The organism is Fictibacillus aquaticus, from assembly GCF_002245695.1.
GTDB lineage: Bacteria > Bacillota > Bacilli > Bacillales > Fictibacillaceae > Fictibacillus > Fictibacillus aquaticus.
This window is the reverse complement of record NZ_NOII01000003.1, coordinates 128,331-146,873: the sequence shown is the minus strand read 5'-3', so window position 1 is coordinate 146,873 and position 18,543 is coordinate 128,331. Positions and strand designations below refer to the sequence as shown.

The window sequence follows — 18,543 nt, the reverse complement described above, 5'->3', positions numbered from 1 at the left end:
CTCTGCTCATACTAACAGCAAAACCTTTTTAAGAGGATGATCCTGATGGAACAGCTTCTGCAATCTGGAGCACGGACAGCTGTCTCGTACTTGCTGCTCCTGCTTCTTACATACTTTATCGGGAAACAGATCAATTCGAATAAAAACTACTTCAATTTCGCCCTGTCTATCACGATCGGTTCGCTCGTGGCGAACATGGGATTCAACATGCGGATTTCGTTCTGGCCGATGCTGATGTCGTTCGTCATGCTGTCTCTTCTCTACTTCCTCATCTCGTATGTGTCGATGCACAGCCGACCGCTGCGCAAATGGCTATCCGGCTCGCCAACCGTATTGATCGAAAAAGGAGAGATCCTAGAGCACAACATGAAAAAAATTCACTATTCTCTCGACGACCTGAATCAGCAGCTCCGTGAATCAGGTATTTTTGACATTGAAGAAGTGGAATATGCCATGCTCGAAATCAGCGGCAACCTTTCTATTATGAAAAAAGACCGGTATAAAAGCGTTACGAAAAGCGACCTGCATCTGCCGGAGACCCCAAACCAGTCACTGCCGCGTGAACTGATTATGGACGGCAGAATCATCGAGAAAAATTTCAGCCATACGCATACGTATGGCTGGCTGATACATGAGATCAACAGCCGCGGACACTCTCTTGACGATGTGTTCTATGCTGTCGTCAGCTCAAGCGGGCGTCTTGTCATTGATCTTTACAACGACAAAAAGCGGGTTTAATTTAGCGGCGTTCCTTTAAACGTATTGCCGCCCTTGATCGTGCCGCTGTCAAAGCCTTTCTTAAACCATTGCATCCTCTGCTCAGACGTGCCGTGCGTGAAGCTATCCGGCACCGCATAGCCTTGTGACCTTTTTTGAATCGTATCATCGCCTACTGCACTCGCTGCGGTCAATGCTTCTTCTAAATCGCCCTTCTCTAAGAGGTCCATTCCTTGCGCATGGTGCGCCCATACACCAGCATAATAATCCGCCTGCAGCTCGAAACGGACCTGATACTTGTTGTATTCCTTTTCACTTAAACGCTGACGCAGCGGTCCAAGCTTCTCAGTTGTACCGAGCAATGTCTGAACATGGTGGCCGACCTCATGCGCGATCACATACGCCATCGCAAAATCGCCCGGTGCCTTAAACTCACGCTGCAGCTCATCATAAAAGCTAAGATCGATATAAAGCTTCTGATCACCTGGACAATAAAAAGGCCCTACAGATGACCCCGCGGTCCCGCACGCCGACTGAACACTGTCTGTATAAAGCACGAGCGTCGGCTCCTTATACGTCATGCCTTCCTTCTTAAACTGCTCTGCCCACACTTTTTCCGTATCGGCCAATACAACCGAAACAAACTGAGAAAGCTCCTTTTCCTCAGCCGATTCTTCATACGTACCGCTGTTGTTCTGCTCAGGACCCATTTGATTCAATATTTCCGTAGGGTTACCGCCTAAAAGCGTTACGATCAGCAGAATTATAATCCCGCCGACACCGCCGCCCGCGATCAGCTTCCCGCCTCCGCCCATACCACGGCGGTCCTCAACATTCCGGCTTCCCTGTCTTCCTCTCCACTTCATACGATATCCTCCTACAGTAAATTGGTGTATTAGAGGTATACCCTAGAATGAGAGGAAATAAATAGGGCTTGCAGAAGTTTATGTTCTGCGAGCCCATTTTCACTCCGCTTGATAACTGCCCAACTTATAAACCTAAAGAAATATATTTCACTTCTAAATAATCCTCAATTCCGTAATGTCCGCCTTCACGTCCGATGCCACTTTGTTTAAATCCTCCAAATGGCGCCTGCGGTGTGGAAGGCAGACCATCATTTAAACCGATAATGCCGTATTCGAGCGCATCTGTCACCTTGATGCCGCGGGAAATGTTCTCCGTAAAGACATAAGCTGCCAGGCCAAAGATAGAATTGTTTGCACGATTGATGACTTCCTCAACGGTTGAAAAAGAAGTAACAGGAGCCAAAGGACCGAATGTCTCTTCAATCATACAGCTCATTTCATCGTGAACATTAGATAAGACTGTAGGTTCAATATATAAGCCATCTCTAACCTCACCGCCAGCTTCAATCTTGGCTCCCATTTGTACAGCGTCATCGATTTGCTTTTTCACTTTCTTTACTGCAGCTTCATCGATTAGAGGGCCGATATCAACACCCTCGTCCAATCCATTTCCCATTTTAAGTTCTTTTACTTTAGGTACGAGTTTTTCAAGAAACTGCTCATAAATCGTATCATGGACATAAATTCTGTTAGAGCAGATGCACGTTTGCCCAGCATTGCGGAATTTCGAGTTAATGACACCTTCTACCGCTTTGTCTAGGTTCGCATCATCCAATACGATAACAGGCGCATGGCCTCCAAGCTCCATCGATATTTTCTTTACAGTATCAGCAGAACCTCTCATTAATTCTTTTCCTACCTCCGTTGATCCGGTGAACGTAAGCTTTCGTACACGGTCGTCTTCCAGCCAGGCTTGTCCAATAGCTTTAGAGTCTCCCGTAACGAGATTGACAACTCCTTTTGGAATGCCGGCATCTGCTGCTAATTCCACCATTTTTATAGCGGTTAAAGGCGTTAGGTTGGCGGGCTTAATAACCACGGTACAGCCTGCAGCAAGTGCTGGTCCGACTTTTCTTGTGATCATAGCTGCAGGAAAATTCCATGGTGTGATCGCTGCTACAACTCCGACAGGCTGCTTCTGGACAAACAGACGCTTATTGCGCTGTGTAGCAGGGATTGTTTCACCATAAATTCTTTTAGCCTCTTCCGCATACCAGGAAAAGAAGCCATTTGCATAGCTCATTTCACCGATTGCTTCCTTCAGAGGCTTTCCTTGTTCCATTGTCATTGTTTTTGCCAGTTCATCTTTATTTTCTTCAATGAGATCGTGCCATTTTTGAATAACAGAGGCACGCTCGTACGCTGAGTGTTGAGACCATTCCTTGAAAGCCTCTTGGGCTGCGTCTACAGCTTGAACAGCTTCTTGATGGCCTCCTCTTGGCACAGTGGCGATGACTTCATTTGTTGCTGGATTGGCAATTTCAATTTTCTCAAGATTTTGTCCAGTCCACTCACCATTTATATATAATCCGTAGTTTTGCATAGTCTCCTCCTTTAATTACGATGCCTTGTTGGCGGATTTTTCTACATTATTTTCAGAAGTAAATGTTCCATCTTCTTCCCCTTTGAAGAATTGCTTGCCATATATCAGCAGGCAAAGAAGAATGCCGACAACAAATCCCCATGCTGCTCCTTTTGTAGCCAATACTGCCCCCATTACACCTGCGATTCCCAAGTCCCGCTGGCTTTTTGATTCGAGTATCCCGACCTTTACGCTTACATACCCTTGGATTAGCAGGGTTAATGCCAAGGCGACTCCGAGTATCGGCTTAACAAGACTGACAATTGGCAGGAGCAATAATCCCGTGTTCGTTCCCCAGCGGAAAGAACCAGATCCGCTGAAAATAGAATTCATCGCTTTTTTCCCTTCTTTAAACCGCTCAACAACGACAACCTGCATCGCAGCCCATAGTGGTCCGCACATGGTGACATCAGGGCCTAATATACTCATGGCCGTATTACGACCGCCGAAAATTAAATGAGCGCGATTAGCATTATAATCAATCTTTTCATCCGGCCTCACTTTATTGCCATCCTGAACAAGTGCCTTGCTCTGAAGAATATCGCCAAACAAGACAATATAGGTTGCCAGAACAGTAGGAAGAGCAGAGATAAACATCTCTAGCGGCGGCATTCCCAGCCCAAAGATCGTATAATCGCTCCAAAGTGTCACAAAATCCGGCTTGCTGATACCCCACTCAATTTTTGGCCAAGCTGCTTCGCCGAATAATGGTGCAATGAAAACAGCGAGAAGGATGATCGGAAACAAACCAAGCTTTGAAATAAATAGAAGTGCAGGGTTAAATTGTTTAATTTTATTAAAATGTCTAGAAAACAACAGGTAAAAGGCAATTCCAACTGCAATGGAAATCGACCATGGAAATGTTTCAAAGCGTCCGCCTACTTGAAATACGGAAATAACAGCAGCAAATCCCGCTCCTAAAATAACACCTGATTTAATAGCAGGAGGAACAAGCCGTACAACCCGCTGGGCCATGCCGGTCGCACCAAGCAATATGGATACCAGGCCGAGAGTCAGCTGAAAGGACACTAGAGCATGTACCCTTTCTGCCCCTTCCGGAAACAGCGATACATAGGCCATGATTAACGGAATGGCTGGCGTGATCCATCCTGGGACTACAGGGTCTCCAAGCAAGTGGTGCGCTAGATACAGCAGTCCATTGAGCATGACGACAGCTAACGCTACTTCAAAAGGCATTCCGAGAAGCTCAATCATCAATGGTATCGCAGCAAGGTCGACAGCACACATCAGCAATCCTTGTGCATAATCTGGCCACTCAAACTTATAGTGAACAAATGGCAGTCTTAATTTAAATGGCCCCATCGGAATATAAGGTGATTCTTCGCCATCAATACGGTTTTTCCACATCATAAAAACCTCCTCTTCTTCTAATAAGCTGATCGATAGATTTCTTCAATTTCCTGAACAGATAAAACCCGAGGATTATTCTTTAAGAGACGGTCAATTTTAAACGCATCTTCTGCCATAGATGGAATCACTTCCTCTGGCACATTAAAATGCCGCATCCCTTTTGGAATATCAACTGTTTCGCAAAGGCGGCGCATCGCATCAACTGCACGGTCGGCTGATTCACGGTCAGAAAGGTTTGATACACTTTCACCCAGTGCCTCCGCAATATTACGGAACCGATCCAAACAGCTGGTTTTGTTCCAATCCATAACGTATGGAAGAAGCAGGGCATTGCTAACTCCGTGAGCGATTTGAAATCTTCCGCCGAGCGGATAAGCAAGAGCATGTACCGCCGCAACCCCAGCATTTCCGAAAGCCATACCGGCCATCAGGCTCGCAGTCGCCATATTTTCTCTAGCCTTCATATTGTTTGGCTCTTGATAGGCTATTGGCAAATTCACAGCAATCAGCTTCATCGCCCCTAATGCGAGATTGTCAGTTATAGGAGAAGAATTTGTTGAAATATATGCCTCAATAGCATGGACAAGAGCATCAATTCCGCTCGCTGCTGTAACGCCCTTTGGCATCGTCAGCGTCATCTCCGGAGCAACAATCGCCACATCAGGCAAAAGGTAGTTGCTGACAATTCCCCTTTTCAGCTGTGCCTCTTTATCTGATAAAATAGCAATATTTGTTACTTCAGAGCCTGTTCCTGCCGTTGTAGGGATGGCAATAACCGGCACTCCTTTTTCTAGTACAGCGTTGCTTTCAAACAAATCCTCGATATTGCCTAGGTGCTTCACATAAACCGAAACACTTTTAGCAATATCGATTGCACTTCCGCCGCCTACGGCAATTACGCTGTCATGGTTTCCTTCTATAAAGACAGAGCGGCACTCCTCAACGAGAACGATTTCAGGCTCTGGTTTAACTCCGCTGTACACACCATGTGAAAACCCTTTCAATTTTTCTTTAATTTGATCAACCACACCGATTTCCAGCAGAATGGTGTCAGTTACGATTAAAGGATTTTTCATATGCAGACGCAAAGCTTCCTCATACAGCTTTTCTGTTGCACCTTCACCTGTAATCAGTTTGTTTGCCACTTTAAATTCAGAAATAGTCATGATATCAAATCTCCTTTCTCCTTATTAGTCTTGCAAAAAGCATGCCAAGTCTAATAATTCAGAAAATACAGCAAAAATAAGGTGATGACGATTATTGAACGAACAAAAAACCAATCAAATGATTGCATTTGATTGGTTTTTTAATCAACTTTATCCCATCTTTTCATTTTTTGGACGATGGTGGACTGGCTTACATCCAGTGCCTCTGCTGCCTTGCGAGTCGTTTTATATTTTTTTAACGCTTTAGTAATGAGCTGGCGCTCCACGTGTTCAACAGCATCTTTTAGAGAGGTACTTTCTTCATTTTTTTCACTTCTGCGAGTCTTCACACCTTCAGGAAGATCTTTTGCATCGATTTGGTCCGTATTTGTCGTGACTACTAGACGTTCTACTAAATTTATCAGCTCTCTGATATTGCCTGGCCATGTATATTCGGTCAGCACATCAAGCGCCTCAATTGAGAACTCTTTTGTGAATTGATATTTCTTATTGAATGCATTCAAATAATACTGAACGAATGGAATAATCTCTTTTCTTCTTGAGCGCAAAGGAGGAAGCGTGATCGGTACTACACTCAGCCGGTAGTATAGATCTTCTCTAAATAATCCGTTTTGCACCATTTCCGCTAAATCTTTGTGCGATGCAGCAATTATCCTAACGTCGACTGATTTCACTTCAGTGCTGCCAACCGGCATGTATTTATTTTCCTCGACTACCTTTAACAGCTTAACCTGTAGTTCCAGCGGAAGGTCTCCTATCTCATCCAAAAACAGCGTCCCCTGGTGAGCAAGCTCTAGCAATCCTTTCTTCCCTTTAGAAGAAGCTCCTGTAAACGCTCCTGCTTCATAGCCAAATAACTCAGCTTCAATTAAATTTGCCGGCAGTGCACCGCAGTTCAGTTCAAGAAAGGCTTCATCTTTTCGTTTGCTTTTATGATGAATGAACTTAGCGACAAGCGTTTTCCCTACTCCTGTTTCACCTTGGAGCAATACTTTAACGTCTGTCTGAGCCACACGCTCAGCCAGCTCGTATACTTCTCGCGTTTCATCGCTGATAATGGTTGAATTTAGAATACTGTCGTACGTGTTTACATGCATCTGTCTCGCATTTTGCCTCAGCTTCTTCAAATCCTGCAATTCTTCTATTTCATGCTTTAAATGGAGCAGTTCCGTAATATCACGAACACTGTTAATGACATAAAGAATGTTTCGGTTATTACCAAAAATCGGCGTTCCTGACACAATGATTTTTCTTTTATCTTTAATTGTCTGCATTCTAGTAATTGGTCTTTTTTCTTTTAAAACCTCAACCGATACAGATCTCGATATAAAACCAGCTTTAACAAGCTCATCCATGTGGCGACCTATCACTTCACCGGCTTTGATGCCTGTTATCCGTTCATACGCGTGATTCACCTGAACGGTGATTCCGTTATGATCCGTGATATAAACGCCATCATATAAAGAGTTAATGATTTCAGAGAATACGTGATTTCCTAGGAGCTTCGAGTACTCATTCTCATTAACAGAAAGATTTTTATGAATTGATTCACTCGATGATTGATCACGTAAAAAATCTTTCAAAGATTCGTTCAGTTTCCCTTGCTGAATAGCTTTATGAAGATCAGATAAGGAAAACTCGCCTGCAGCCTCGCCATTCTGGTCATGAATTTCGAGAACATCCTTGCCCATTGACGAGAATAACAAAATTGCATCCTGTACAGTATCGGTAAGACTTAACATAATCCACAACTCCTTCCGCGCAGGTGATAATGCTCTCATTTTACATGATTCTAATTTAAAACTCTTCAAATCTCTCTATAGCCAAAAGGATATTCTCCTTCATTAATTGAATGTATTACAGGTTATTAAGAAATTATAGGGGAGAAACTGCCATGTCACATTTAATAGACAATATCCAAAACATCATTGAAGACTCAATGAAAACAAACAATATACCCGGCACCGCTGTTGCGGTGATAAAAGATAATGAACTGATCCTCTCACAAGGATTCGGCATGACAAATACGGAAGGCTGGGGTTCTCCTGTATCGGCCAATACTCTCTTCCGGATCGCCTCTGTCAGCAAGCTTTTCACTGGCACTGTTATCATGATGCTCGTAGAACAAGGACTCATTGATCTCGATCAGCCTGTTCAGCATTATGTTCCATGGTTCACGACTGCAGACACCGAGCTTTCTAAGCTGATCACGATCCGCATGCTGCTGTCGCACTCTTCCGGACTGCCGACTGGCGGTGACGGTATAACAACCGACCTTGAAGGCTACATGAAAGAAACTGTTCCGACAGTGCACATTCATTTCCACCCAGGTACGGCATATTCGTATGGCAACCACTCTCTAAATATTGCAGGCTATGTCGCTGAGCATGTCACACAAAAGCCGTTCGCTGCACTCATGGAGGAGCTGCTTTTCAAACCGCTGCAAATGAACCAGACAACATACGATCCGCTAAAAGCAATGACGTATCCGCTGGCGCTGCCACACGGTCCTGCAAATGACGGAGAACATCGAGCCATCGAGCATCAGATGTACAATAACAAAGCTTGTTATCCCTCGTACTATGCGTTTTCATCGATTGAAGACCTCAGCAAGTTCGCTATGCTGCACCTTCAAGACGGTATGTATGATGGCAAACAGCTGCTCTCAGAGGAATCCGTAGCAGAGATGAGAACGCAGCAAAGCAAATGGTACACGCCGACAGACGGTGGGTGCGGGATCACGTTTTTCCAGGAAAACAAAGACGGCATCGACCGCTTCTGGCATTATGGGCAATACAGCCATGAGTATTCAAGCCAGTTTATCCTAGTTCCGGAAAAAGGAATCGCTGTTATTGCACTAGCAAACGGCGAAAACATTTTCCAAGCGGGCTATGAAATCGTGGACGAACTTCTAAAAGGGGAAACTGTGGAGAGTGCGCGCCAAGATAGCTCAGATGATGGCAGCACACCAGACTGGGCATTGTATGAAGGGTCATATCTGCACAGCTATTATGGAATTATCCACCTTGAGAAACGTGAAGGGGAAGTTTTTTTAAAGCACAACGACCAGGAGTTTAAGCTTGTCCGCCACAGCAGCGACACCTATTTTGCACATGATGCTGAAGGCCACACGCCTTTTACAGTTGGACTGCCTGCTCAGATCCCAGGTCAAAGCTCAAAAACCATCATGGTCAACAGCAAGGGATGTCCAGAATTTCTGCCAACCTATAAGCCTGAACCATCGGATTGGGAAGAATGGACTGGGGTCTATGGCAGCGGAAAAGAATCGTACGAGATTTCAATCGACGGTGAAGCTTTAATCTTAAAAGAAGTTCACAATAACAAAGAGCAGACCTGCCGCCCTATCACAAAGAACTTGTTCATGACCCAAGAGTATGGAGTGATCAATTTTACAGATGTGAACGGCACGATTACGCTGGAATTCGTCTTCGCTTGGCGGTATCCGAAACAGCAAGCCAGTGAGTTGTCACTGCTGAGCAGCAACTGATGGGATTCAACAATCATGAATAATAAAATTAATAACGTACTAGCTTTAGTAGTCATAATGTTAATCATGGTGATCAATAATCTAGACAGCGTATCTTATACATTTAAAACCGTCTTTAATAGTTTAGTAATGGGGGGCTTTGCTGCATTTTGGCTTTATAAACTTTTCAGATGGTTGAGAGCAAAAAGAGAGGTTCGTTAGTATAAAACGAGACCGGGGTCCGGTACCAAACGAGAAAAACGGCGGAATAGCCGCTTTTTCTTGTTTGTGGTACCGGACCCCGGAGATCTTTAGCGCCCCATTTTAGCCAGCTTATCTGGGTTTCGGATAAAATAAAGGTTTTGAATGCGGTCATTTGAAGTATGCAGCAGGATGGCCGTAATGATCTCCCTATCAGATAGGACGACGATGCCAGCCTGACCGTTAATGTTCTTCACCTCAAACGAAATGTTCCCGTCATATTGCGGTATTTGTTTTAACAAGCCAAAAAGGAACTTTGCAACTCGCTCTCTCGATGTGATCGGGTGAAGCGCTGCAACAGCTTTTCCTCCGCCATCTGATATGAGCACAACATCTTCAGATAATATCGCTAAGACGGACTCTATGTTTCCATTCCCAAATGCATGGAGAAGCCGGCTGACCCATGCTTCACTTTCTTTTTCTAACAAAACAGCGTGTTCTTCTGTAATGCCCATTTTTTCGTTTGCCCGGCTGAACAGCTTACGGCAATTGGACTCACTTTTTTCCATTAACTCAGCAATTTCTTTATATCCGAAACCGAACGCCTCACGCAATACGTACACCGCTCGTTCTGCAGGTGACAGCTTCTCCATCAAAACGAGCATTGCGTATGACAATTGCTGGCCTTGATAGACACTATCAAAAAATTCGTTGTCTGAAACCATGATCGGTTCAGGCAGCCATTCCCCAACATAGTGCTCCCGCCGTTTGCGCGCCGATTTTAACAAGTCCAAACAGTGATTCGTCACCATTCTGCATAAATACGCTTTTGGCTCCTGTACTTGTTTTTTCATACCGTACATTTTCAAATACACATCTTGCACAACATCCTCTGCGTCATTGATGGAGCCGGTCATTTGATAAGCGATCTTAAACAGCAATGGTTGATACGACTCGTACAGGTCGTGCATTTCATCCCCTGCCCTCACTCAGCTTCTTAATAGATTCTTAATAGACTCGCTATGTCCCACGTGAATTTCCTCATTTTCAAGCCAAGCTTTCCAGTAATCATAACGTTCAATCCCCATTTCGAGACCCAGCCCATCCCCTTATCCGGCCCGATACTCCAGCAATAGGTGTCCCTATAACTTTTGTGTAAAGGAGCCTTGATTCCTTTAATATCAGCTAAAATCACCTGCCCAAGCCTTGCAGCTTGTGCGCCCGCTTCTTTACACGTCATCTTATCAGGCTTTCCGCTGACAGCGTCCACAATATGCGCACAGTCACCTACGCTGTACACGCTAGGCAACCCCTTCACTCTGTAGCTTGAATCGACGATCACTTTACCGTCCGCGTTCAATGGAACGTTCATCTGCTGCAGCATCGGGTTTGGCTGCAGACCAAGTGTCCACACACATAGATCACTTAACATTTCATTTCCGTTTTCTAGCTGCACCTTTCCACCTGACGCCCGCAGTACCCTGCTGTTATGGCAAACCTTTACACCAGCTTCTTTCAAATCTCGTTCAAGCTTATCCCCAACACTTGATGGTCCATCTAAAAACAGCCTATTTTGAGCGTTCATCAAATATATATTCACTTCACGTTCTTCTAGTCCAAGCTCTTTTGCGTAAGCACGAATGCTATAAGCGAGCTCTGCTGCTGTTTCGATACCGCTCAGCCCAGCACCAGCCACTGAGATAGACAGTAGACTCTGCTTTTTCTGCTTATCGGTTTCTGTCACGGCAGCTTTTAGGTTAGCTCGCCAAGCTTTGTTGATTTGCTGAGCTGCATCAATTCCACTAAGCGCAATTCCCCCACGATCAGTCTCTGGCTCGCGAACGACACTGCCTGCAGCTAGCACTAGATAGTCATAGTGGATATCAAAGGTTTCTCCTGCTGAATCTAAGCACCGCAGCATTTTATTTTCCGAAAAAAGTGACTGAACGCACGCTTGAATAATATCCACACCTTCAGGAAAGATTTCGCTAAAAGGAATTTTAATATCCTCATCTTTAACAGCAGGCTTAAAAAGAAGCACCTTCCGGACATGGTAAGAATTTTTATCAATCAAAACAATCTTGATTGCTCTCCCTTTAAAAGCCTTCTGCACCGCTTTAACCGCATGGATGCCGGCATAGCCGCCGCCTACAATAACACATGTTTTCTCCATTATTTCCATCGCTCCTCTATCTGTTTGTAAATAAAACGAGATAGAGCGTTGTTTTGTGACAGCACTTCATTCCTTATTTTTTTATTCACGCAGCGTTCCCTTTAAAACGTTCGTGATCATCCTTGAGGGTTCTTTCGCTGCAGATTTAAAACGCCCAGAGATTTTTTCTCTGGACGTAAAATTTAGCTCTATAAATCCTTCTTCAAATAATGATGCTGATAATCCCTGCCTACATTATCCAGAACACCAAACTCTTCATAACCATGCTTTTTGTAAAACTCTAATGCCTGAAAGCTTAACGTTTCAACCTTGATAAAATCACATTTTTTCTCTCTGGCAATTTGTTCAGCCTCATACAATAGCTTTGATCCATACCCATGTTTTCGTAAATCTTCATCAACCATGAGCGTATGAATCTCCAGCCAGTTCCAGCAGATTTCTCCTAAAATCCCGCCGCGAACATTGCTCTCTTCATCCAAAAGGTACAAATTAACCTCTTGATATCTTCCTCTTAAATCCTCCGGAAAGTGCTTCAGATTATATTCATAAAGCTGATGATTAATATGGCTTTTTGCACTCTCATTAATCTCTTTTGAAATTTGAAAATTCATTATGTCTCCCCCTGCTTGTACGTTTAATTGCACCTTTTACATTAACACAATTTGTAAAATTAATTTTAAATATCACGCTAAATAATAAAAATTTATTGAAAAACAATAAATTTTTATTGATTTTTAAATTACCATGTTTTATTCTTTATGTATAAATAAGGAAAAGGGGTTTGTTGAAAATGACTAATCTGTTTAAAGTTTTATCAAAAATCAGTATCATCCTGTTTTACGTACTATCCGCTTTTGGAATGTTGATCATTGTATTAGATTCTTTTAGAGTCTTTGCACCAGACAGTGCGATTACCAAATCACTCGGCGAGGTGGAACCGATCTTTTCTTACCTCAACCTAAACTTTCACGAGCAGCCTGCTGTTTACAGTCAAAAATCGTTCCTCATGTTATCATTAGTTTCCACAATCACTACTTTTGCTGTTGTCGTCTTGTTCCTGTGGTTCATGCACAAGCTTTTGAAGAACATCCACACAGACAGCCTGTTCATGATTGAAAATGTGTCCATCCTCATGAAAATGGGATTAACCATTATGATTATCGGAGCTGCTTCCTCTCTGATTGAAGGTATTCTGATTAACAGATCCCTTTCGGATGTGCAGATTGCGAATGCAACAATCTCATACTCTAACATTCAATTCGCTGACTATGTCATAAACGGCATCGTGCTCATTATTTTTTCACTGGCTTTGAAAAAAGCGGTCATTGCTGTAGAAGAAAACAAACACACAATCTAGTGATTTAAGGAGAATGTGATGATAAAAATCAACCTGGATGTCATGATGGCCAAGCGGAAAATCTCGCTCAACACACTTTCCGACACGATTGGCATCACACCCGCCAACCTATCTATCTTGAAAAATGAAAAAGGAAAAGCAATTCGCTTATCAACACTCGATGCCCTGTGCAAAGCACTGGACTGCCAGCCAGGAGATCTGCTGGAGTATGTGGAGGATGAGTCAATATAAAAAAACAGCGAAGCCGATTGTTCGGTTTCGCTGTTTTTGTTTGAATTACTGTATTCCAGGGTGAGGCTTATAATCTACTTTATAAGTCTTAGCCAGCTTCTCCATTTCAGCATGATGCTGATTAATAATAGCGCTGTATTCCATGACTTTCGCATTTGCCTGATCAATCAAGTTCTTATCTTGTTTTTCAAGCGCCTCTTTCTGAATCAGCAATGCCTCATAGTATATACTCGTCGCCTCTTTAACCCGGTCTGTAAGCGGCTCTAGTTCTTCTAATTTGGGATCTAGTTTTTCAGCCGTATCCCTTGCTTTTTCATAGACTGGTATCACTTGACTAGTCAGTACACCGTACATTTCTTCATCACTCTTATAATTTTTGCCAGAGACCGTTGCTAATGCTTGTTTAGCTTCAACTTCATGCACTGAAACTTCTTCAATATCCTTGTTTATGAATTGAATGATGTAGAGCTGTTTTTCTTTAAAAGACATGTCTTTCGTCTTTTCTTCCTTCTTTTCAGTTTTGCTCGTTTCATTTATTGGCTGCTTTGTCTCTTCCTTAGACGAGGCTTTCTCACTGCATCCCATTAATAATACAAATAGCATAAGCATTAATAACCAATATCTTTTCATGCAATCACGGGCTCCTTCTAAAAATTTCCACTCCCATCACGAATTTTAATACCCAAAAGCATTGCCTTTCTAACCCCAAAACAAAGAAAACAGGGTCTCATTGGAAGAGAACCCTGTTTATTTTTCAAACTATAATAGTTGTGCAGCAGTGTTTAGCTCATATATCGCTAGTGATAGCTTATATATTTTCATAGTGGGCTTATATAGGTTTTTTAACGGCTCATAAAAATTCAGTGACGGCCCAAATATTTTTTCTGACAGCTTATAATTGCGTCGCCGTTAAAACAGCCTCTTCAGCTCCATCACATCACTCAAAATGTAATCCGCCTCGTGTTTTTCAAAATCCGCCCGAGCTTTTTCGCCCGATAGCCCCGTCAGAACAGCGGCGAACTGGCAGCCGATCTCACGCGCTGCGATCAAGTCAGCCAATGAATCTCCTACAACGAGCACTTCGCCCGCGCCTTCGTACGGCAGCTGCGCTTTTAAACTAGCACTCTCACCCTTATCGCGGCCGTTCAGCGCCATCACGTATGTGAACGGATGCGGCTTAGACAGCGACCCTCTCTCCGGGTTCGTCTTTTGCGCTGCCAAAACGTCATCTGCAGTAATGACCGTATTTTCATCGAAAAATTGCAGCCAGTCAAGGTGCTGAAAAGGCTGAATGGTCTCCAGCTGCGGACGTCCTGTTCCGATCCCGATCTTCACGCCTGCATCAAGCAGACCGCGGAAAAGCCCTGCAATCTCCTCAGCCGGAGCAAGCGTTTTTTCATCTGCCAGGAAACCTTTTTTCCCTGTTTGCACACTCTCTCGCCCTGTCGATTGCAGCACATGCTCATCCCCGACATACCATTCCTGCGACACATGCTCGCAAACCGACCATAATGCACCTTTTTCTCTAAAAATGGACGTTTCTACTCCAAGCTTTTCATCCGCCAGCAAATCGAGATGCTTCATCAAGCACTGCTTCGTTTCCGGAGTATCCTTAAAATTCTCCAAAAATGCTTCATAACGGATCTCCACATCCGCAGCGCGCAGCGCCTGGCCAATTTCCTGCAAAACTCCGCGGTCAATTGGCGCACTCAGCCATTTTGCCGTTTTTTCTTTATCATCAAGCTGCGCCAAAAGCTCGATCAGCTGGCAGCTGAACGTCAGATAAATCATGTCCCAGTTTGCGTTCAGTCCTCTTGATTTTAAGAAGGACAGAACCTGATCATGCTGAAACACCTCGCCTCTGATAAGCTTGATCTCGCTAAAAGCAACATCCACCCGGTATTGATTAGGAGCTAACCCTAGATAATTTTCGCTTAGTAACAGCTCCCAAACGGTGAGTGCTGAGGCATCGAAATAATGCTCCTCACTTAAGAGAACGCCGTCTACATCAAAAAGCACAGTACTTATCATCTAATCTCTCCCCGCTCACTTTGGTTTTTCTTTTTGTCAATTCTACACTTTACAACGGTAAAGAAACAAGGTAAACTAGTCAACATATTCTGAAAAATGCAAAAAAGTAATGACGAATGAGGCGTTAAAAAGAAGCTTAAGAGAGTCGGTGGTAGCTGCGAACCGATGCTTTTTTTAACAGTCCTGAGCCATTCGGAACTGACGTGCTGAAACCTTAGTAGGTACGTCCGGCAAGTAGCCGTTATCTCTCTCGAGGTTACTGCATTTCTGTGGTAACAAACGAGGGTGGCACCGCGTATATCCACGCCCCTCATAACACGACAACTCTGTCTGTTATGAGGGGCGTTTTTATTTTAAGCAAGTTCGGGGGTACGGTACCATTTGCACCAATCTGGCGTAAACAAAGCAAATTTCTTAAATGGTACCGTACCCCCATTCCAAATATCGAGAGGAGAGAAAGATATGCTTTTTAACCAGCAGTTTCTGTACACTCCAGGTCCGACTCCGATTCCAGAACGGGTTCAGTATGCGATGAACAAGCCGATGATCGGCCACCGCAGCCAGGAATTCCCGATTTTGCTTGAGCAAGCCGCCACACGCCTGCAGCCTGTTTTCGGCTCAGATAACCCGGTCACGATCATCTCCGGAAGCGGAACGGCAGCGCTCGAAACCGCCGCCGCGAATGTCTTGGAAGAAAACGATGATGTCGTCGTAATCGTGACAGGTGCGTTCGGAGACCGTTTCGCGAGCATCTGTGAAGCATTTGGCGCCAATGTTCACCGCCTTGATATCGAGTGGGGAAAAACATGCTCACCCGACCAGCTACAATCGTTTCTAAAGCAGTTAGACAAGAACATTAAAGCGGTCATCGCAACATATTGTGAAACATCAACAGGTGTCCTCAACCCTGTGCACGAGCTCGGCAAAGTGACAAAAGAGCTGACAGATGCTCTCTTTATCGTCGACGGTGTCAGCTGCATCGGAGCCGTAGAAGCCGATATGCCAGGCTGGAACATCGATATTCTTGCAGCCGGCTCGCAAAAAGCGCTCATGCTTCCTCCTGGCCTCGCCTTTCTCGCATGCAGCGACCAAGCCAGAAAAGTCATCCAGAACAATAAGACGAAACGCTTTTACTTAGATCTGAACCGTTATTTCTCCTCTTATGACAATGAAAAGTCAACACCGTTTACACCAGCCGTATCACTCATCAATGGAACAATTGAAGTCTGCGCGATGATTGAAGAAGAAGGCCTGGATCAAGTCATCAAACGCCATGACCTGCTAAAGAACATGCTTCGCGAAGGATTGAAAGCATTGGAACTGCCGCTTTTAACGAGCGATGAAACAGCATCCCCTACCATTACAGCCGTCAGAACACCAACGGAAGAAACAAAGAAATTAAAGAAACTGCTGCTTGATAAATACGGGTTGAGCATCGCCGGCGGCCAGAAGAAGCTAAAAGGCGAGATCATCCGTATCGGTCATATGGGCTACAGCACCCCGTATTCCATGCTTCAAGTATTAAACGCGATCGAAATGGCGACGCAGCAGCTGACAGGAAACAACGTGCTCGGAAAAGCAACCGCAAAAGCAGAGGAGGTTTGGATACAACATGTTTAATGTACTTGTAACCGACAGCATCAGCGATAACGGACTGATCGACCTGTATGAGCACCACGATTTTACGGTCGATAAAAAGGTTGGAATCCCGCCAGAAGAGCTAAAAGAAATCATCGGAAACTATGACGCGCTCATCGTTCGCAGCCAAACGAAGGTGACTCAGGACATTCTCGAGCACTCTGGCAGACTGCAGGTAATCGCACGTGCTGGGGTCGGTGTCGATAACATCGACGTAAATTCAGCCACACGAAAAGGCATAATCGTCATCAACGCACCCGGCGCCAACACGATTGCGGCTGCAGAGCACACGATGGCGATGATGCTCGCACTCTCGCGCAACGTCCCTCAGGCGCACCAGCTCACATCAAGCGGCGAATGGAACCGCGGCGCTTTTCAAGGCGTCGAGCTGTATAAGAAATCGATTGGCATCGTCGGAATGGGGAAAATCGGAACCGAGGTGGCAAAGCGCTGCAAAAGCTTCGAGATGGAGATACTTGGCTTTGACCCTTACCTGACCGAGGAACGCGCAAAAAGTCTGGGCATCCGTAAAGCAACGTTAGACGAGATCGCGGCAGAATCGGATTACATCACACTCCACACACCGCTCACGAACGCGACTCGAAACCTGGTCGACGCCGAATATATTCAAAAAACGAAGCAAGGCGTGCGCTTCATTAACTGTGCCCGCGGCGGGATTATTGACGAAGAGGCATTGGTTGCCGCGATTGATTCAGGGCATGTAGCAGGCGCTGCACTCGATGTTTTTCAGATCGAACCTCCCGAAAACAAGGGGCTTTTCAAACATCCTGCGATTATCATGACTCCTCACCTAGCGGCTTCAACAGTCGAAGCACAGGAAAAAGTGGCGCAGGAGGTCAGCGCGGAAATCATTGAAATTTTAGAAGCGAAAAATATCCGCCATGCAGTGAACATGCCCGCCATCTCCAAGCAAAAGCAGGAAAAGATGGCGCCGTACTTAAAGCTCGGCGAACAGATCGGCCAGCTGGTCATTCAACTATTGAAGCATGCACCAGATAAGATCGACATCACGTATCAAGGTGATCTTGTCGCCGAGGATACCGATCTACTCACCCGGACGATGATCAAGGGGCTGCTCTCCCACCACCTGACCGACTCTGTGAACCTGATCAATGCCCTTCATCTGTTAAAAGAACAGGATATCCCGTACAACGTCGAGAAAAATACGCGCAGCAAGGGCTTCGCCAACTATATCGAGCTGCGTGTTCACAACCAGGGAGAAACAGCGGTCATCGGCGCTACTGTCCTGAACGGATACGGCGCACGAATCGTGAAGCTGAACCATTACCATATCGACATCAGGCCAGAAAGCCATCTGCTTTTCATCAAGCATAACGATGTTCCCGGCATGATCGGGAAAGTCGGCTCACTGCTCGGCAGCCATGATATCAATATCGGCACGATGCAGGTCGGCCGAACGGATAAGGGCGGCGAGGCGATCATGGTGCTGTCGCTGGATAAAAAGCTTGGCAATGAGGTCATCGCAGAGCTTGAGCAGGTCGGCGGGTTGAACGAGGCGCAGCTGCTTGAGCTGGGGGAAGATGCATTGTGATTCGTGTTTGTGATGTGGAGTGGTAGCCGGCGAGCAGGCGCAAATAAGACTGATTTGCTGCAAATAAATGTGTCGAAAAATAAATAAAAATTTGAGCTGCAAACAAATTTTTAGATTTACAAATAAACCTCCGGGATTTGCAAATAATTA

At 44.9% G+C, this 18,543-nt stretch carries 16 protein-coding genes and 1 other annotated feature; of the genes, 6 read left to right on the top strand and 10 right to left on the bottom strand.

All coding sequences use genetic code 11. The annotated features are described in order from the left end of the window. Positions 1-45 precede the first annotated feature (45 nt). Positions 46-738 (top strand): DUF421 domain-containing protein, encoded by a 693-nt coding sequence (locus CGZ90_RS11185; RefSeq protein WP_094252592.1) that lies wholly within the window; start codon positions 46-48, stop codon positions 736-738. On the opposite strand, the gene ypfJ is transcribed toward CGZ90_RS11185, so the two are convergent. The 5 genes from ypfJ to CGZ90_RS11160 form a co-directional block, all read right to left on the bottom strand. Beyond that, entirely contained in the window at positions 735-1,583 is an 849-nt protein-coding gene (gene ypfJ / locus CGZ90_RS11180) for a KPN_02809 family neutral zinc metallopeptidase (protein WP_094252591.1), read from the bottom strand. The two genes, CGZ90_RS11185 and ypfJ, sit on opposite strands and share 4 nt — an antisense overlap. Positions 1,584-1,707: 124 nt before the next feature. After that, positions 1,708-3,126 (bottom strand): NAD-dependent succinate-semialdehyde dehydrogenase, encoded by a 1,419-nt coding sequence (locus CGZ90_RS11175; RefSeq protein WP_094252590.1) that lies wholly within the window; start codon positions 3,124-3,126, stop codon positions 1,708-1,710. Between the two features lie 15 nt (positions 3,127-3,141). Continuing rightward, a complete protein-coding gene (locus CGZ90_RS11170; protein WP_094252589.1) occupies positions 3,142-4,536 on the bottom strand; it encodes a hypothetical protein in 1,395 nt (464 codons plus the stop codon). A gap of 17 nt (positions 4,537-4,553) precedes the next feature. Further along, on the bottom strand, positions 4,554-5,702 hold the full coding sequence (locus tag CGZ90_RS11165) for an iron-containing alcohol dehydrogenase (protein WP_094252588.1): 1,149 nt from the start codon (positions 5,700-5,702) through the stop codon (positions 4,554-4,556). Between the two features lie 140 nt (positions 5,703-5,842). Further along, a complete protein-coding gene (locus CGZ90_RS11160) occupies positions 5,843-7,444 on the bottom strand; it encodes a sigma-54 interaction domain-containing protein (protein ID WP_094252587.1) in 1,602 nt (533 codons plus the stop codon). Positions 7,445-7,596: 152 nt separating this feature from the next. Here CGZ90_RS11160 and CGZ90_RS11155 point away from each other — a divergent pair, with 152 nt between their 5' ends. Continuing rightward, positions 7,597-9,210, top strand: a complete 1,614-nt coding sequence (locus CGZ90_RS11155; RefSeq protein ID WP_165766835.1) for a serine hydrolase domain-containing protein — start codon at positions 7,597-7,599, stop codon at positions 9,208-9,210. A gap of 290 nt (positions 9,211-9,500) precedes the next feature. Here the strand turns inward: CGZ90_RS11155 and CGZ90_RS11150 are convergent, their stop codons facing one another. The 3 genes from CGZ90_RS11150 to CGZ90_RS11140 form a co-directional block, all read right to left on the bottom strand. Further along, positions 9,501-10,361 (bottom strand): RNA polymerase sigma-70 factor, encoded by an 861-nt coding sequence (locus CGZ90_RS11150; protein WP_094252585.1) that lies wholly within the window; start codon positions 10,359-10,361, stop codon positions 9,501-9,503. 26 nt (positions 10,362-10,387) lie between these two features. Next, the gene (locus CGZ90_RS11145; protein ID WP_240515416.1) at positions 10,388-11,563 is read right to left on the bottom strand and encodes an NAD(P)/FAD-dependent oxidoreductase; all 1,176 of its coding nucleotides are present in this window, start codon (positions 11,561-11,563) and stop codon (positions 10,388-10,390) included. Positions 11,564-11,751: 188 nt separating this feature from the next. Next, positions 11,752-12,174: a GNAT family N-acetyltransferase gene (locus CGZ90_RS11140; RefSeq protein ID WP_094252584.1), complete on the bottom strand. Its 423-nt coding sequence runs from the start codon at positions 12,172-12,174 to the stop codon at positions 11,752-11,754. 179 nt (positions 12,175-12,353) lie between these two features. On the opposite strand from CGZ90_RS11140, the gene CGZ90_RS11135 reads away from it, so the two are divergent. Both CGZ90_RS11135 and CGZ90_RS11130 read left to right on the top strand, forming a co-directional pair. Further along, positions 12,354-12,920, top strand: coding sequence for a DUF2975 domain-containing protein (locus CGZ90_RS11135; protein ID WP_094252583.1), 567 nt, complete (start codon positions 12,354-12,356; stop codon positions 12,918-12,920). Between the two features lie 18 nt (positions 12,921-12,938). Beyond that, positions 12,939-13,151, top strand: coding sequence for a helix-turn-helix domain-containing protein (locus tag CGZ90_RS11130; RefSeq protein ID WP_205727393.1), 213 nt, complete (start codon positions 12,939-12,941; stop codon positions 13,149-13,151). 45 nt (positions 13,152-13,196) lie between these two features. On the opposite strand, the gene CGZ90_RS11125 is transcribed toward CGZ90_RS11130, so the two are convergent. Together CGZ90_RS11125 and CGZ90_RS11120 are read right to left on the bottom strand one after the other, a co-directional pair. Further along, positions 13,197-13,781 carry a hypothetical protein gene (locus CGZ90_RS11125; protein ID WP_094252581.1) on the bottom strand — a complete coding sequence of 195 codons (585 nt, stop codon included), beginning with the start codon at positions 13,779-13,781 and terminating at the stop codon, positions 13,197-13,199. 279 nt (positions 13,782-14,060) lie between these two features. Continuing rightward, a complete protein-coding gene (locus tag CGZ90_RS11120; protein ID WP_094252580.1) occupies positions 14,061-15,182 on the bottom strand; it encodes an HAD family hydrolase in 1,122 nt (373 codons plus the stop codon). A 100-nt stretch (positions 15,183-15,282) separates the two neighbouring features. Then, positions 15,283-15,496, top strand: a binding site (T-box leader). 148 nt (positions 15,497-15,644) lie between these two features. Between CGZ90_RS11120 and CGZ90_RS11115 the strand changes: the two genes are divergently transcribed. Together CGZ90_RS11115 and serA are read left to right on the top strand one after the other, a co-directional pair. Continuing rightward, on the top strand, positions 15,645-16,802 hold the full coding sequence (locus CGZ90_RS11115) for a pyridoxal-phosphate-dependent aminotransferase family protein (RefSeq protein ID WP_094252579.1): 1,158 nt from the start codon (positions 15,645-15,647) through the stop codon (positions 16,800-16,802). After that, on the top strand, positions 16,795-18,393 hold the full coding sequence (gene serA, locus CGZ90_RS11110; protein WP_094252578.1) for a phosphoglycerate dehydrogenase: 1,599 nt from the start codon (positions 16,795-16,797) through the stop codon (positions 18,391-18,393). The genes CGZ90_RS11115 and serA overlap by 8 nt, the downstream gene beginning before the upstream one ends. Positions 18,394-18,543: the final 150 nt, after the last annotated feature.